Here is a 14,880-nt window from a genome sequence, read left to right as displayed (position 1 = left end):
CATGGCCGAGCGCTTCCGCTTTTACGCCGACTTCACCGACAAGTGGGGGGACCTCCAGACCATCAACGTGCTGGCGGACTCGGCTGAGGATGCGGAGCGCCGCCTGCGCTGGGAGGCCGGCAATTTCATCAGGAATTTCAAGTTCCGCCCGGATTGGGACCTGATCGTCTTTGACGACGGGACGCTGATGCTCCGGGCGGAGTGGGAACAGTTCAGGCGCCGGCAGGGAATGCCGGCTGCCGCTGCGGAGTGATCAGCATGATGATGACCGAGGAAGAGGCACGCACGAAGTGGTGTCCGCACGCGCGAGCTTCTGACCAAGCCGACCCGCCGAGTTCCGTTAACCGCGTCCGAACCAACAAACCGGATGGTGATTGCCTTTGCGTCGCCTCCGGCTGCATGGCGTGGCGCTGGTCCGAAGAGGATTGCACTCCGCCCGGCTCCAATGGGATCGGGGAGCCTGTAGAGGCACATGCCGTCGGCTACTGCGGCGCCTTCGGCAAGCCGGAAGCCTGACCGATGCGCCAGCCCCCTTCCCCAGCGCAACTCGCCGCCCAGGTCGAGACCTGGAACAGCCAGCACCCTGTCGGCACCAAGGTAGTCGTCCGCCGTGACGACGGAACCAGCCACGTCACCGTCACGACCAGTGAGGCGTGGCTACTGAGCGGCCACAGCGCCGTCATCCTGCTCAAGGGCATCTCGGGTTGCTACCTGCTGAACCGGGTGACCGTGATCAGCGCCGACCACACGGTGGAGGCCTGACCGCCATGGTCGCCACCTCCCATCACCACCACTCCACGGTCTTCGAGAACCGCATCAACGGCAGCGTCGTCGCCTCGGCCCAGGTCGTGATCGCCTTCAGCTACGCCGCCCTGCCCCTGCCGCCCCCTCCGGGATGACCAGCGGCGCCCCCGTGACGTTCCTCGGCGCGGACACCGTCTGCGGCCCCGGCACGTCGATCCGGAAGACCCGCCCTGCCCCGCCGCACATCGAGATGTGGGCCACGCGCTACACCACGGCGAACACCGCCATCCTCATCGCCGAAGCGACGGCTGACCACGCGCCGCAGCAGTGCGGCACCGGGCCTCAGAAGCTGCCGGTCGCTTCTCCCCACACCCTCTCCTCCCCTGCCCTTCTCCAGCACGGAGCCTGAATCCCATGAACGCTATCTCCCGCCGCCTTTCCGCTGAATCGCTCCCCTGCTCCAGCATGAGCACGCCCAAGCGCGGCCGCGGCGCCACGGGGCGCCCGCTGCACGGCGAGGCCCCGAACCCCGTCGATATCCATGTCGGCGCCCGCGTCCGTCTGCGCCGCACCCTGCTCGGCATGTCGCAGGAGAAGCTGGGCGACGCCCTCCGCCTGACCTTCCAGCAGGTCCAGAAGTACGAGCGCGGCGCGAACCGCATCAGCGCCAGCCGGCTGTTCGACCTCAGCCGCGTCCTGGACGTGCCGGTGTCCTTCTTCTTCGACGACATGTCGGAGGCGACCACGGCGGCGGTGACGGACGACGTGTGCACCACCAGCGCCGACTCCTCCGAACCGGACCCGATGGCCAAGCGGGAAACGCTGGAGCTGGTGCGCGCCTACTACCGCATCCCCGACTCCACCGTGCGCAAGCGCCTCTTCGAGATGACCAAGGCGCTGGGCAACAGCGGCGGCGACCAGTCCGGCGCCGCGGCCTGACCGCGGGCGGGACGGCACAGGCATAGAAGGAACCGCGCCATGAACATGATGCTGAACTCGACGGCGCTTCGTTCGTCTCGGACGGCACCGCTCGTCATCCGCGCATCCTCGCTCAGCGGCTATCCGGATTGCCCGCGCCGCTGGGCAGCGAGGCAGATTCCCCGCGAGATCGTCGCCGCTGGCTACGACCTCCGCCAGTTGCCCAACGGCATCGGCGCCGCAGTCGGAACCGCGGTTCATGCCGGTGCGGCTTTGGCTCTTACCGAGAAGGCGCAGACGGGGAATCTCCCTCCGCTCGATGTCGCGACTGACTGCGCGGTGGAGACCGTCCGGAAAGGCATCCGCGACGGCGTGATCTACGACAGCACGACCGGCTCCCTCTCTGTTGCCGAGCAGCAGGTCGTCCGGATGACACGCGCCTACAACGCCGCGGTGGCTCCGCTGGTTCAGCCCGTTCTGGTGGAGGAGAGGCTTGAGGCTCAGGTCACCGCGGAGATCATCGTCTCCGGGCAGCAGGACGTGCTGGCGCGGGAACCTCACCGGGTCCGCGATCTGAAAACCGGAAAGCGTGGCAACCACAAGCCCCAGCTCGGCGTCTATGCCTTGCTGGCGAAGACCCACGGCTATGATGTCCAGGGGCTGGCCGAGGACTTCATCGAGCGGGCCTCCATCAAGAAGCCGCAGCCGGACCCGCAGTCCTTCCTTCATGACCTCGCCGGCGCGGAAACCGCGGCATGGTCGGTGATCCGGCACATCCAGACCGACCTTAAGATTTGGCGGGAAGGCGACCCGGTTCAGGGCATTGAGCCCGGTGATCCGTGGGCCTTCGCAGCCAACCCCTCTTCGAAGCTCTGCAGCGACCGCTTCTGCCCGGCCTGGGGCACGGACTTCTGCCGTGAGCATCAAACCGACGACAAGGAGTAACGACGATGGCTGATGGTGGTGGCGCGCGCCCCGCGCTGGTCCCGGCGCAGCAGAACAAGCGAGGCATCCTCGACTTGCTGGAAAGCGAACGCGTGCGCAAGGGACTGGCGGCGGTGGCCGGCAAGCACATGAACCCGGAGCGCATGACCCGGCTGATCATCAACGCGATCAACCGGACGCCGGACCTGCTGAAGTGCGATCCGCGCACGGTCCTCGGCGCGACGATGACCACGACCGCGCTCGCGCTGGAGCCCAACACGCCCCAGCAACTTGCGTGGCTGCTCCCGTACAAGACCCGGCGCAAGGTCGGGGACAACGAGTGGGAGGACTATTACGAGTGCCAGTTCCAGATCGGCGCCCAAGGCTGGAAGGAACTGATGTATCGGAGCCCTGGCATCACGCGTGTGAACGCAGGCGCGATCTACGAGCACGACCGGTTTGTCTTCAAGGATGCCGCCGACATCGTGTTCGAATACGAGCCGAACTATTTGGTCGATGATCCCGGACGGATCGTCGCTGGCTATGCCTATGCCAAGCTGGAAACCGAACGCGGTGTCGACCTCATTCCCACGGTCGTCCCGTGGAAGGAAATCGAAAAGATCCGCTCCCGCTCGGAAACCTACCGCGCACTCCTCCGTGGCATCGACAATGCCCGGAATCAGGACCAGCGGCAGAAAGCGGAACGCAAACTGGCCGAGACGCCGTGGGTTATGTGGGAAGACCAGATGGTCGAAAAGTCCTGCACCAAGCGGCTCCGCAAGAAGGTTCCGATCACCCCGCAGATCGCGGCGGCGGCGGCTATCGATGACGGTGCCGATGTCGGTCAGATCGACTTTTCCCAGATGACCGATCCCGACCTCGTGCGCGCGGTCGCCTCTGGCGAAGCCGAAGCCCCGCTGATCGAGCATGGCGAAGACCAGCCGATGAACAACGACATCGGCGCGGAGCAGCAGCGGGAACCCGCCCCCGCGCAGCAGCAGGCCACGACGACGCGTGAGCCGAAGCAGAACCCGCGCCGCGCCGATGCACCGCCCGCCGAAGAGGCCATGCCCGACCTCCCGCCGGACGACGCCGGCACCGACAACCTCTTCGGGGAGTAACTGCAGATGCTGACCGCGAACATCCGTGCCTTCCAGATCCTGGAGCGCGCCGACATCACCTTCGGCGAAGGCGTCACCCTGATCGCCGCCGAGAACAGCAACGGCAAGTCCTCCGTCGCCAAGGCCATCGCCGGCGCCATGGCCGGTGACCCGCTCCACGGCTATCTGAAGAAGGACGTCAAAGCGCTGGTGAAGGACGGCGCCAAGTCCGGCTCCGTCACGATCACCGTGCCGGGCGGGTCCATCTCGGTCTCCTATCCGAAGGCCGAGGTGAGCAGCACCGGCACCCCGCCCACGCTGGGGCGCATCGCCGCCGGCCTCGACTCCCTGGTGGACATCGACCAGAAGAAGCGCGGCCTGGTGCTGGGTGAACTGCTGAAGACAGCGCCAACCCGCGAGGATCTGGCCGCCGCCCTGGCAGACGCCGGCTTCAAGGATGAACCCGCCGCGGTGTCCATCAACAAGGCCCTGGAGGAGGCCGGGAAAACCGCCGACCCGGCCCTCTCCCTCATGGATTTCGCCAAGCTCCTGAAGTCGGTCGGTGTCGGCCTGAACATTGTCCACTGGCTCTGGTGGCAGATCGAGACGCGCGGCTGGGACGGCACCCTGAAGAAGCTGGAGGGGGAGCGCACCGAACTGAAGGGCCGTTGGGCCGAGGTGTCCGGCGAGGCCTTCGGCGACCAGAAAATCCAGGACTGGAAGCCGGACGGCTGGGCGCCGGATCTCGCCGAGGTGTCTGCCGACGGCTTGCAGGCCATTCTCACGGCGGCGAACACGGCACTGGAGACGGTTGTTGCCGAACAGGCGGTGGACCAGTCCGAACTCGACCGCCTCCGTGTCGATGCCGGCAAGCTCGACGCACTGAAGGAGGCCGAGCAGGCCGCGAGCAAGAAGAAGCTCGACGCCGAGGTAGCGGTGGTCGATGCCGAGAAAGTGATGAGGGACGCCGACCTCGCGGTGGCGAACCTGCTCCCCGCGGAACCGGACAGCGGCCTGACCTGCCCCCACTGCCAGGGCAAGGTCCATTACCACCGCGGGGTCGGTGGTGAGCGCCTCGACAAGGCGGAGCATGTCGCCGACGACGAGCTGAAGAAACGTCGCTTGGAACAGGCGAGCGCCGAAGGGAAGCAGTCCAAGGCGCGCGGCGACCTCAATCTGGCGCGCAAGGCTCTCACGGATGCACAGCGTGCGCTCGACGACGCCCAGCGCGCCGTCGCCGGAGCGGAATCGGCGAAGCGGAAGCTCACCGATCTGGAGGCGCATAGCGCCGGGAAATCCGGTTCTGCGGAAGCGGTGCAGAAGGCCCGTGACGCGGCGGCGGTCGCACAGCTTCGCCTCAGCCTCTACCAGACCAAGGCCCGCGCCGATGCTCTGGCCCGGCAGATCACCTCGATGTCCGCCATCATCGGCATCCTCGCGCCGACTGGTCTGCGGCAGGCGAACACGCAGAGGGTGCTCGACACCTTCAACGACAGCATGGTCCGCCCGCTGTGCGATGCCGCTGGCTGGAAGGCCGTCCGGATCGAACCGGACATGAGCATCAGCTACGGCGGCCGGCCCTACAGCCAGCTTTCCGGTCTGGGCCCGCAGCTTTCCTCCGACCAGTACCGGGTGCGTGCGATCCTGCAAATCGCCCTCGCCGAGCGGGCTGGTGACCGGCTGGTGATCCTCGACGCCGCCGACATCCTGGACAACAAGAGCCGAAACGGGCTGTTCGTCATGCTGAAGCGCGTCGGCATGGCCGCCGTGATCTGCATGACGTTCAATGCCGAGGCGTTGAAGGGACGGAAGGTCCCGGACCTGGAGAAGGCCAAGATCGGCCGGACCTACTGGATCAGCGCCGGCGTCGCCCAGCCGCTCGCCGCGGTGACGGCTGCCGCCCCGAATGCCGGCAGCCAGAACGCCCAGGCGGCGTAAGGGCTCCCGACATGCTCGCTTTCCCCTCCCCTTCCCGATCCACGAGCGAGGTGCGCTCAGCACCTCGCCACGCCACCCAGCTCACGGATTCCTTCGCCCGTCACCTCATCGACACAGGCATGGCCGAAACCTACGACGCGGCCCTCTTCAGCTTCATCCACGTGCGGCGCTGTGGGGAGCGGTCCATGGGTCTGGTCAAGCATCGGGAGCGGGTGCTGGGACTACCTCTGGACCCCAAGGACTGACCACTATGGGCCGCTCTATTCGCACCGCCTGCACACTGTGCCGGAAGACCTTCAAGAATCCGACGCGCCTGCTGAAGCACCTCCGGGATGTCCACGGCGTCGTGTCGGCGGCGGAAGCGCCGACATCGCGGCGCTCCGCCGGTACCCCGCCCGCGGTGCCGGCTGGGATCGTCCACGTCTACACCGACGGCGGCTGCAATCCCAATCCCGGCCCCGGCGGCTGGGGTGTGGTCCTGATCTGGGGAAGCACCGAAAAGGAACTCTGCGGCGGCGACCTGGAGACCACCAACAATCGGATGGAGATGACCGCGGCCATCGAGGCGCTGAAGGCGCTCACCCGTCCGGTCAACGTGCAGATCCACACCGACAGCCAGTACCTGCGCAACGGGATCACGAAGTGGATTGCTGGCTGGAAACGGAACGGATGGAGAACAAAAGACAAGCAGCCCGTCAAGAATATTGAACTCTGGACTGAACTGGACCAGCTCGTCGCCCTGCACACCGTCACCTGGATGTGGGGGAAGGGGCATGCCGGCAACGCCGGGAATGAGCGCGCCGACAAGCTGGCCACGCGCGGGCGAAAGGAGGTTCTAGCCCAAAGGCGCGCCGCCCTGCCCTGCCCTTCCGCGCCCTCCTCAACCCCGATGAACACCGCGCCGACCCGACGCCTGGTTGCGCAAGACCTGGAGGTGGCTCGTGCGTGATCCGCGCCGCCAGCTTTCCCGCCAGATATTTCCTGCACTTCAGGAATGGTCCCCTGATGACCCGGTGGTTTGCCACCGTTGCGGACAGACGCTGCGGGCCGGGGACACAACCATGTCCAACAGCTCCAGGTGTCTTGCCAAGACGCCGGGACTGCAATGCCCTGGATATCGGTCTCCCTGTCGCTCGCGTTCGATCATGGACTTCCTGCCGATGAAGGGACGGCGCCGTCATGGCTGAGCCAGCACTCCCCACCCACGTCATCCTGCCGGCGGAATCGCTCTGGACGATCCTGCACCATGCCGAGAAGGAGCATGGACGTCTCTCGACCTGGGTTGAGATGGGTGCCCATGCATCGTTCGCTCAAGATGCCACGGATCTCGCCGTCGCTATCACGGTGGCCGTCCGGACGCTCACCCATGGTCCGGGCGTTTCATCCGTCGCCCTGCCCGTCATGACCGCCGCCACGCTGCGCTACTACGCGACGCGCGAACTCGCGCGGCTCGTCGGCATGGGTGCGTGGTTCGACGATGCCGACCTCGACCAGCAGGCCGCCGAACTGAAGGAGGCGCTGGGGAAGATTCCATACACGCTTCGGATGGAGGAGATCCCGACGCCTCCTGCCCCAGCAGCTATGCACCCCGCTTCCGCACGAGGGGAGGCCGTCCATGGGTGACACGCTCCGGAAGAACTTTTCCGTTTCCCCGTGGGAAGCACAGCGCGTGGCGGAGATGGCATCCGCTGAGCAGACATCGGAAGCGGTGATCCTGCACCGCCTGTTCTCCATTGGGCTGGCCCACTGTGACACTGCCGAGACCCTGGAGCGGCGTCTGCGCACGCTGTCGTTCCGGAAGGCCACCGAACTCCTTTGCGACCACCCACTGGCGGCCAAGGTCGACATCAAGCAGGGGGTCCTCACCGTATCCCTCCGATCCGGCGAAACGCTCATCCGTCGCAAGAATGGGGAGGTGATCCATGGGTGAGATCGCCGACATGATGCTGGACGGCACCCTGTGCGAAGGATGCGGCGAGTTGATCGGAGACGACGACGGCGACGGCTTCCCGCGCCGCTGCGCCGGGTGCGGTGGTGGTGCAGACCGTTCCCACCGGCGCCGGGCCGAACGGGTTTCCCCGGCTGATGGCCGCGACGTCCTCGACCGCGCCGCCCGCGCGTATCTCTCCACCATCGCCGCCGCCAGCGGTGGCCTGAAGGTCCGGTCCTCAGCCTGGAATGATCCCCGGTTCCAGGCCTGCCAGGAGGCCGGATACGTCAGCTACCACAAGATCAGCAACCGCATCCGCGTGATCCGCGTGACGCCCGAGGGTGTCGCCTATCTGGTCGCAACGCGGCGCACCAGCTCCAGGAGTCTGGCCCATGCATGAACCGGTTCTCGCCCTGCCCTATTACGGCCCCTCCCACCACTTGGACGTTCTGGAACGCCTCGTGACGCGGCAGACCTGCCGACTGGGCTGGCCTTGGCCGGACCTGCCGAACGATCACCGCAATGCACTCCTCGAGGAAGCCAACCACCGGCTGACCGGCGCGCTCCGGGAGCTTAACCGCGACCTGTTGGTGGCCGAACTGAAGATGTTCGGCTTCGACAGCGTGACCTCGATCTCGGAACTGAACAGTGTGGAATATTGGATCGGCGCTCTCCTGGAAGCCGCCCGCGAACAGGCATTCAAGCTGTCCGGCTATCAGCGTGATTTCGAGGGAAGGGAGAGCCGGTGACCGAGGCCGCCGCCCTGCCCCGCCGCCCGATCTCCGCCATTCCCACCATGCCGAACCGGGCGTCCCGCGCCTCCGTGGCTATGGAGTGCCGGCTCGCGCCTGAAGGCATCCGCCAGAACGGCGACGGCGGCTATCGTGTCGCGCTCGACTTCCACCCGCACGACCGGCCCGACCTGTTCTTGAACGCGTCGGCCGGCGCCTCGTTCATTCTGGTCGCCGTGGAGCTGGATGACGACGGCGAACCCAAACCGCCGGTCTTCCTCGGTCGCCCTGGTCAGAACTGGGACGAGATGAAGCCCGCGGCACAGGCAGCCATGCGGTGCCGCGATGCTGCATTCCGCCGCTTCCTCGCCCGCTGGGCCGGAGAGCCCATTGAGACGATAGAGGACGCCTCCGACACCGTCTGCCTGCACTGCGGCGTCAATCGCAAGCGGCAGATCACCCCCCGCTCACAGGCGGCCAGCCTGTGGGCCGAACTCGATTCCACCTTCCGTTATTGGCAACTCCGAGGAGACCTGCCGTGATCCCGATCACGTACGCCACCAACCCCAATCTCCAGGCCGTCAAGAAGGCTCTCGCCGCGGTGCGGGGAACCGAATTCAAGAGCCTGATGCTATCCCGGATCGTCGCCTATGCCCTGGGGGATGGTGACGCCACCAGCCGCAGTGTCTTTGAACGCTTCGGGCCGACCATGACGGAGCCGGGCGACAAAAGGCAGAAGTCGGGATGGCTGCCGACGGTTTGCTACGCCGAGCGTCTGGAAGGCGCGTCCGCCGCCCTGCCGAAGCCGAAGAGCAAGGAGGCCCCGGCTTCCGAGCGCTGGGCCATCATGAGCGGCGTCCGGCCCGATGGCCGGGCGTTCGCCAAGGCCTGGAAGGGGGATGGCGCCGATGCCGTGACGATCAACGTCACCAAGGCTCACAACGAGGTGCACGCCCGGCTGGACGCCGCGCTCCAGGCTCAGATCTGGGAGCTGGAGCGGCGCGCTGCGGCACAGGAGGCGACATGCGCCGCATAGCCGAGGCCGGCGAGCCGGGCAGGGCGGCGATGGGGCAGGCGCCCTATCCCCCCGTTGCCGGCGCAGTTCAAAACCCCGCCCAGATCCCGCGCCGCCGCACCCTCTTCGAGCGCCTTTACGCCCTACGGGAAATCCCCGGCCAAACCGAAATCACCCCGCTCTCCCTGGAGCACTGAAATGCGCTTTCCGATCCTATCGGCCCGCCCGGTGACGGCGGGCAACACCCGAGCTTTGCCCTTGATGGCCGACATGCTGCGCCAGCAGGCGGACCTTCTCGACCAGGACGGCGACCGCCGGACCGCCAATGCGGCCCCTGCCCGCGCCGGTCGGCTCACGCTTGAGGCGGCGGTGGCCAGCATTCGCTCCGGTGCCACCGTCATCGGGAGCGCCGGCCATGCGTGACGCCCTCGCCCGCCTGCCCCGCTTCCTGCTCGGCTGGCCGCTGTTCGCCGTCGGCTATCTGGCCTGCTGGCTCTCCCACCCCGTCAAGGCCGGCTACCGCACCGCCGAAGCCCACATCGCCGGCGCCGACGCCGATCGTGCGAGCCGGCTGGTCACCATCTCCGGAGAAATCGTCCCATGAGCCACCCGGCCCGCACCCTTCCGCCGCTTGCCTCTCCAGGCATCACGGCGCCGCCTCCGGTCCAGGTTGAGATCGCGCCGGCGGAGATCGCCAACGTGACCGTCTCGGATGCGCTGTCCGCCCTCGACCTCGTCATCCATGAGGCCCGCGTCGTCGCCAGCAACCCGACCCGGTACGAGGGAAGTGCCGAGCGGCAGCAGCGCCTTCACCAGCAGGATCGCCGCCATCTGGCGCGGCTTCTGGCCGTGCGTGACTTCATGGCCGGGCAGGGGGCGTGACCAATGCTGACCGAATATCGTGAGGTCCGCCATTTCCACGTCTGCGGCGGCATCGGCGGCGGTGTGAAGGGCTTCAACCGGGGCACGGCCCGCGTCGGCAACATGGAGGCTGTCTTCCGGTGCATCGGCTCGGTGGACGTCGATCCTGTCGCCACGGCTTCGCTGGAAAAGGTGACCGGTATCAAGGGCACCGTGCTGGACCTGTTCGACCGGCGCCAGTACGTCGCCTTCCATGGGAAGGGGCCGCCGGCAGATTGGCGCCCGGCGACGGCGGAGGACTTCCGCCGCGCCGCCGGCAACGAGCGCCCGCACATCGTCTTCATGTCCACCCCATGCAAGGGGAACTCGGGCCTGATCAGCACGAAGACGGCGCAGGCGCCGAAGTACATCGCGCTCAACGAACTGGCGCTACGCGCCGTCTTCCTGACGCTGGAAGCCTGGAGCGACGATCCGCCCGAACTGATCCTGTTCGAGAACGTGCCCCGCATCGCCCAGCGCAGCCGGGGCCTGCTCGACAAGATCATCAAGATGCTGCACCGCTACGGCTATGCCGTCGCCGAGACCGTCCACGACTGCGGTGAAATCGGCGGGCTGGCGCAGAGCCGCAAGCGGTTCCTCATGGTGGCCCGCCACATGGCGAAGGTGCCGCCGTTCCTCTACGAGCCGCCGAAGCGCCGCCTGCGCGGCGTCGGCGAGGTGCTGGAGCGCCTGCCCCTGCCCGGCGACCCGTTGGCCGGGCCGATGCATCGGGTGCCGTCCCTGCACTGGAAGACGTGGGTGCGGCTGGCCTTCGTGGAAGCCGGTTCGGACTGGCGGTCGCTGAACCGGCTGCGCGTCGAAGACGGCGTGCTGACCGATTATGGGATCGTGCCTGCCGGCCGGTGGCGGGACGACATCCTTGGTGTGCTGCCCTGGGAAGGGACGGCGCCGACCATCACGGGGAACGCCGGCACGACCACCGGACGATTCAGCGTGGCCGACCCGCGCGCCACCAGCACCCGCGAAGGCACCGGCTATCTCGGGGTTCAGGATTGGGCGCACCCGTCCGGCACGGTCACCGGCAATGCCCGCCCTGGCGCGGGCGCCTTCAGCGTGGCGGACCCTCGGCACCCCGAAGGCGCTGATCAGTATGGCCAGTACGGCGTCCGCACCTGGGACCAACCGACCGGCGCCATCATCAACGTGAAATCGCCCGGCCAGGGTCCGCATTCGGTCGCTGATCCGCGCTACAACGAGCGGGGGCGGTTTAACAACGTCTACCGCGTCGTCCGATTTGGTGAGCCCTGCGCAACGATAACAGCCGGGCAGGGGCCAACCTCTGGCGGCATGGCGGTTGCCGACCCCCGCGCGCCCGTCGGGAGCCATACCAGCAAGTATCGGGTGACCGGCTTTGATGAATACGCCGGGACTGTGATCGCGGCCAGCACTACCGGCCAGGGGGCTTTTTCTGTTGCCGACCCTCGGTGCCAGTGGAACCCGAACGCCCACACCAGCAAACTCCGCGTGATCCCCTACGGAGACCCGTCATCGACCATCACCGGGAGCGCATCGTCCTCCCACGGCTTCACCTCCGGTGCCCTGTCGGTGGCGGACCCACGCTGCTCGACCGACCGCCGGAACGGAGCGCTGGGGGTGCGGACCTGGGACGAGGCCGCCGGTGCCGTGGCGGGCGAGTCCCTGCCGCCCAACGGGGCCTTCTCGGTCGCCGATCCCCGGCCCGACTGCTTCCGGGATGGGAAGGAGGCCTACACGACGGGCGGGCATTACGGCGTGCTGGGATGGGATGAAACCAGCGGAGCCGTGACGGGCCACCCGAAGAACAACAACGGCCGCTGGTCCGTTGCTGACCCGCGGGAAGTCGCTGGCGAGCCGGTCAGCGGCCTGCCCGCCCCGGACCAGAAGATGGTGGCGGTCATCCAGGCCACCGATGGAACGTGGCACCGCCCATTCACGACGCTGGAACTGGCTGCGCTTCAGAGCCTCGTGGATCTCGACAATCCCTGCCTGACGCTGGCCGGCAGCAGTGATGCGGCATGGCGCGAGCACATCGGAAACATGGTTCCGCCCGATGCCGCCGCAGCCATGGCGTCGGTGATGGGCCGCACGCTCCTGCTCGCCTGGTCTGGTGAGAGCTTCATGCTCAGCAGCGACCCCATCTGGGTCCAGCCGCTGACCATCGCGCTCGCCGTCGACACCAGCAGCCAGATCGTGGCGGAGTGACCCGTCATGCCCAGCACCAACCCCGGCGCCACCCCGCCGCCGTATCATTACCAGCGCCTCGATGCCTATCAGAGCCGGTTCGCCGAGATCGAAGAGGATTTCCGGGCCGGACGCATCACCCCACAGGAGAGGCGGACCAGGATGGAGCAGGCTCGCGATCAATCCGGCATCACCAACGCGGCGCCACCTCCGGAATACAGGGTGCCGAAGGCGGCCCACCTCACCGAACTGGAGTACAGCAACAAGCGGCGATGCGAAGGGCTGCGATCCCGTTCCCGCCGGCAGGCTGCATGAGCCCACCACCCACATTGGAGAGGTCGAACGGCATGAGCATCAGCAGCTTGCACACCCCTGAGTTCATCACCTTCACCGGCCTGGACGCCAGAACGGACCTTGCCCGCGCGCTTCACATCGCCACGGTCTACCCGGTCGAGTTCGGCGTACTGTTCAGCGAGTCCCGGCAGGGCAGGGAGGCCCGGTATCCTGATCGAGGGACGATCACGCACATCGTGTGCGCGGGGTTCCCGCGGCTGGCCGCGCACCTCTGCGGAGCGCATGCCCGACGGATCATGGGCGGCACGCCAACCGGCCTCCACCTGACCCCGTTTCGGCGGGTGCAGGTCAACCACCCTTCACCAGACGCCGGGGCGATTGGGCGGGAGATGGAAGAGTGGGGTGGGCCACGTGGCATCGCCCAAACTCGTGACCTGGAGTTCCCAGCCGGCACGGCGGTGGACTGGCTGTTCGACCGCTCGGCCGGGGAGGGGAGGGCGCCGGACGAGTGGCCACAGCATCCCGGCGGAAACCGGTTGGTCGGCTATGCCGGTGGGATCGGCCCCGGCAACGTGACCGAGGTGCTGAGAAAGATCGCCGCCACGGGGCCGTATTGGATCGACATGGAAACCGCGGTCCGTCCCGACGACTGGCTTGACCTGGATAAAGTCGAAGCCGTGTGCCGGGCGGTTTACCGATAGGACAGGGCGGAAAGGGGAGGGGCTGGAGCATCACCAGTTGGATGCGCTCCAGCCCCACGGCTCCGGTTTAATCGATTAAACTCCGGCCCGGTTTAATTGATTAAACCGGCAAGCTCGTCGTCGATTTTCTGGATCTCCAGCAGCAGCTTCGCTCGACGCGCTTCCAGTTCCGCCCGGCGCGTGGCATTTGAAGGCGCCGGACCACGCAAGGCCTTCCAGAACTGCCGAACTTCGGACTGCCGAACATCCGGGCGCAGCAGGCCGCGCTCGGCCGCTTGCTGGCGCTCATCGTCGGACAGCCGGGCCAGCATGTAGACCGTGCCGTAACCCGCTGCAGCCACCTCGACCGGCACCACGTTGTCGCGGATTGCGCGATAGGCGCTCATGAGCTGGGAGCGGGCCGACTTCCCGAAGCGACGGTTCAGTCCATCGTACAGAGCCGCCCGGTCCTCCTCGCTCAGTCGGGTTTCCGCGATGGACAGCAGCTCTCCGATCCGAAGGAACCGCTGTTGGGCGTCTTCCCAGAGTTCCGAGATCCGGTTGATGAACTCATCAACGGTCTGGGGAATCCGTCCCTCCGGAAGGGGAGGGAAGACGTCGCCGTCCATCGCTTGGACCATCGGCGGGGGAGGGGGCTCAACCGGCGCGGCGACGGTGTTCATCACCGTTGTCAGGTAGGCCGATTGAGCCAGAGAGGGTGGGGCCTCCTTCGGCTTCCGAACTCGTGGCTTCCGCACCACCTCGAAGTCCTTCCCGGCAACCTTCTCTTTAGCCACGGAAGGTCTCCAGCAGGGCGAGGGCCTCGGCGCCGATGGCTTCAATGTCGTCGCCCATGGCGGAGTAGGGCGCCGGCTTCTGTGCGAAGCTGGCATGGTTGATTGAGGCCTTCAGCCCGAGATCCGCCTTCAGGGTCGGGATCGACAAGCCTTCGAGTTGCTTTCGGGCGATCTGATCCACCGAGGCCCGGCGGTCAACCTGCGACAGGACAGCGGCCGCGGGTATGTGCGCTTTCGGAGAGAACCGCCGCGCCTTCGTGATCGCGTTCACGACGTGCTGATAGGTGCGGAACGCCTCCACGACATCCTTCGCGTCGGCCTTGGTCGGGATCAGCACAAGCGACGAGATGTCGATCGCATTGACCAACGCCGTGCTGTTGGCGCCAGGCACGTCGACCAACACGAAGTCGTGGCTGGTGGAGACCTCATTCGCGACCTGGACCAGATCATCGGCCTGGACGATCCGGAACTCGACCATCGTGGTAGCGGCAAGCCACCCGCTCAGGTTCTTGTTCGGGTCGGCATCGATGCAGAAAACGGATGCGCCGCGGCGCTTGAGAAACTCGGCAAGCGCGTTGACGAGCGTGGTCTTGCCGACGCCGCCCTTGCTGCTGCCAACGGTGATGATTCGGCCCATTCCAACCTCTGCCGGTTTGGCCGGAGCGTCGCGTGAAAGGTCGCGAGCGGTACCGGTGAAATTCGGCTGAGGGTGCGCGATAGGGGAGGGC

The 14,880-nt window shown here is 66.9% G+C and carries 25 protein-coding genes and 1 pseudogene; 24 read left to right on the top strand and 2 right to left on the bottom strand.

The window, feature by feature from the left end; translation table 11 throughout:
• Position 1: 1 nt before the first annotated feature.
• The 24 genes and pseudogenes from ACWPXE_RS33040 to ACWPXE_RS32925 all read left to right on the top strand — a co-directional run bounded on the left by ACWPXE_RS33040 (position 2) and on the right by ACWPXE_RS32925 (position 13,376).
• Positions 2 to 253, top strand: a complete 252-nt coding sequence (locus ACWPXE_RS33040) for a hypothetical protein (RefSeq protein ID WP_454021256.1) — start codon at positions 2 to 4, stop codon at positions 251 to 253.
• Positions 254 to 258: 5 nt separating this feature from the next.
• The gene (locus tag ACWPXE_RS33035) at positions 259 to 516 is read left to right on the top strand and encodes a hypothetical protein (protein ID WP_454021255.1); all 258 of its coding nucleotides are present in this window, start codon (positions 259 to 261) and stop codon (positions 514 to 516) included.
• A 3-nt stretch (positions 517 to 519) separates the two neighbouring features.
• On the top strand, positions 520 to 762 hold the full coding sequence (locus ACWPXE_RS33030) for a hypothetical protein (protein WP_454021254.1): 243 nt from the start codon (positions 520 to 522) through the stop codon (positions 760 to 762).
• Between the two features lie 5 nt (positions 763 to 767).
• Entirely contained in the window at positions 768 to 899 is a 132-nt protein-coding gene (locus ACWPXE_RS33025) for a hypothetical protein (RefSeq protein WP_454021253.1), read from the top strand.
• Between the two features lie 14 nt (positions 900 to 913).
• Positions 914 to 1,153, top strand: coding sequence for a hypothetical protein (locus ACWPXE_RS33020; RefSeq protein ID WP_454021252.1), 240 nt, complete (start codon positions 914 to 916; stop codon positions 1,151 to 1,153).
• A gap of 56 nt (positions 1,154 to 1,209) precedes the next feature.
• Positions 1,210 to 1,683, top strand: coding sequence for a helix-turn-helix domain-containing protein (locus ACWPXE_RS33015; protein ID WP_454021300.1), 474 nt, complete (start codon positions 1,210 to 1,212; stop codon positions 1,681 to 1,683).
• Between the two features lie 39 nt (positions 1,684 to 1,722).
• Positions 1,723 to 2,607, top strand: a complete 885-nt coding sequence (locus ACWPXE_RS33010) for a PD-(D/E)XK nuclease family protein (protein ID WP_454021251.1) — start codon at positions 1,723 to 1,725, stop codon at positions 2,605 to 2,607.
• A gap of 5 nt (positions 2,608 to 2,612) precedes the next feature.
• Positions 2,613 to 3,707, top strand: a complete 1,095-nt coding sequence (locus ACWPXE_RS33005; RefSeq protein ID WP_454021250.1) for a recombinase RecT — start codon at positions 2,613 to 2,615, stop codon at positions 3,705 to 3,707.
• A gap of 6 nt (positions 3,708 to 3,713) precedes the next feature.
• Complete coding sequence (locus tag ACWPXE_RS33000; protein WP_454021249.1) at positions 3,714 to 5,624, top strand: hypothetical protein; 1,911 nt, start codon at positions 3,714 to 3,716, stop codon at positions 5,622 to 5,624.
• 119 nt (positions 5,625 to 5,743) lie between these two features.
• A complete protein-coding gene (locus ACWPXE_RS32995; protein ID WP_454021248.1) occupies positions 5,744 to 5,869 on the top strand; it encodes a hypothetical protein in 126 nt (41 codons plus the stop codon).
• 155 nt (positions 5,870 to 6,024) lie between these two features.
• A pseudogene (gene rnhA, locus ACWPXE_RS32990) lies at positions 6,025 to 6,456 on the top strand (ribonuclease HI); the annotation flags it as partial.
• Between the two features lie 347 nt (positions 6,457 to 6,803).
• A complete protein-coding gene (locus ACWPXE_RS32985) occupies positions 6,804 to 7,247 on the top strand; it encodes a hypothetical protein (protein ID WP_454021247.1) in 444 nt (147 codons plus the stop codon).
• Positions 7,240 to 7,554: a hypothetical protein gene (locus ACWPXE_RS32980; protein ID WP_454021246.1), complete on the top strand. Its 315-nt coding sequence runs from the start codon at positions 7,240 to 7,242 to the stop codon at positions 7,552 to 7,554. Before ACWPXE_RS32985 ends, ACWPXE_RS32980 begins: the two co-directional genes overlap by 8 nt.
• Positions 7,547 to 7,954, top strand: a complete 408-nt coding sequence (locus ACWPXE_RS32975) for a hypothetical protein (RefSeq protein WP_454021245.1) — start codon at positions 7,547 to 7,549, stop codon at positions 7,952 to 7,954. Before ACWPXE_RS32980 ends, ACWPXE_RS32975 begins: the two co-directional genes overlap by 8 nt.
• A complete protein-coding gene (locus ACWPXE_RS32970; RefSeq protein ID WP_454021244.1) occupies positions 7,947 to 8,303 on the top strand; it encodes a hypothetical protein in 357 nt (118 codons plus the stop codon). The genes ACWPXE_RS32975 and ACWPXE_RS32970 overlap by 8 nt, the downstream gene beginning before the upstream one ends.
• Entirely contained in the window at positions 8,300 to 8,827 is a 528-nt protein-coding gene (locus ACWPXE_RS32965) for a hypothetical protein (protein ID WP_454021243.1), read from the top strand. Before ACWPXE_RS32970 ends, ACWPXE_RS32965 begins: the two co-directional genes overlap by 4 nt.
• Complete coding sequence (locus ACWPXE_RS32960) at positions 8,824 to 9,321, top strand: hypothetical protein (RefSeq protein WP_454021242.1); 498 nt, start codon at positions 8,824 to 8,826, stop codon at positions 9,319 to 9,321. The genes ACWPXE_RS32965 and ACWPXE_RS32960 overlap by 4 nt, the downstream gene beginning before the upstream one ends.
• Positions 9,309 to 9,497, top strand: coding sequence for a hypothetical protein (locus tag ACWPXE_RS32955; RefSeq protein ID WP_454021241.1), 189 nt, complete (start codon positions 9,309 to 9,311; stop codon positions 9,495 to 9,497). The genes ACWPXE_RS32960 and ACWPXE_RS32955 overlap by 13 nt, the downstream gene beginning before the upstream one ends.
• A gap of 1 nt (position 9,498) precedes the next feature.
• The gene (locus ACWPXE_RS32950) at positions 9,499 to 9,723 is read left to right on the top strand and encodes a hypothetical protein (protein WP_454021240.1); all 225 of its coding nucleotides are present in this window, start codon (positions 9,499 to 9,501) and stop codon (positions 9,721 to 9,723) included.
• The gene (locus ACWPXE_RS32945; protein WP_454021239.1) at positions 9,716 to 9,904 is read left to right on the top strand and encodes a hypothetical protein; all 189 of its coding nucleotides are present in this window, start codon (positions 9,716 to 9,718) and stop codon (positions 9,902 to 9,904) included. Before ACWPXE_RS32950 ends, ACWPXE_RS32945 begins: the two co-directional genes overlap by 8 nt.
• Complete coding sequence (locus tag ACWPXE_RS32940) at positions 9,901 to 10,182, top strand: hypothetical protein (protein ID WP_454021238.1); 282 nt, start codon at positions 9,901 to 9,903, stop codon at positions 10,180 to 10,182. The genes ACWPXE_RS32945 and ACWPXE_RS32940 overlap by 4 nt, the downstream gene beginning before the upstream one ends.
• Before the next feature lie 3 nt (positions 10,183 to 10,185).
• A complete protein-coding gene (locus ACWPXE_RS32935; RefSeq protein WP_454021237.1) occupies positions 10,186 to 12,402 on the top strand; it encodes a DNA cytosine methyltransferase in 2,217 nt (738 codons plus the stop codon).
• 6 nt (positions 12,403 to 12,408) lie between these two features.
• Positions 12,409 to 12,696 (top strand): hypothetical protein, encoded by a 288-nt coding sequence (locus ACWPXE_RS32930; RefSeq protein ID WP_454021236.1) that lies wholly within the window; start codon positions 12,409 to 12,411, stop codon positions 12,694 to 12,696.
• A gap of 32 nt (positions 12,697 to 12,728) precedes the next feature.
• On the top strand, positions 12,729 to 13,376 hold the full coding sequence (locus ACWPXE_RS32925) for a hypothetical protein (RefSeq protein WP_454021235.1): 648 nt from the start codon (positions 12,729 to 12,731) through the stop codon (positions 13,374 to 13,376).
• Positions 13,377 to 13,468: 92 nt separating this feature from the next.
• Here the strand turns inward: ACWPXE_RS32925 and ACWPXE_RS32920 are convergent, their stop codons facing one another.
• Positions 13,469 to 14,152, bottom strand: coding sequence for a hypothetical protein (locus ACWPXE_RS32920; protein WP_454021234.1), 684 nt, complete (start codon positions 14,150 to 14,152; stop codon positions 13,469 to 13,471).
• A complete protein-coding gene (locus ACWPXE_RS32915; protein ID WP_454021233.1) occupies positions 14,145 to 14,789 on the bottom strand; it encodes a ParA family protein in 645 nt (214 codons plus the stop codon). Before ACWPXE_RS32915 ends, ACWPXE_RS32920 begins: the two co-directional genes overlap by 8 nt.
• Positions 14,790 to 14,880 lie beyond the last annotated feature (91 nt).

This window comes from Azospirillum sp. Marseille-Q6669 (assembly GCF_965111635.1).
The sequence above is the reverse complement of the archived record's forward strand: the minus strand, read 5'-3'. Positions and strand labels throughout refer to the sequence as shown.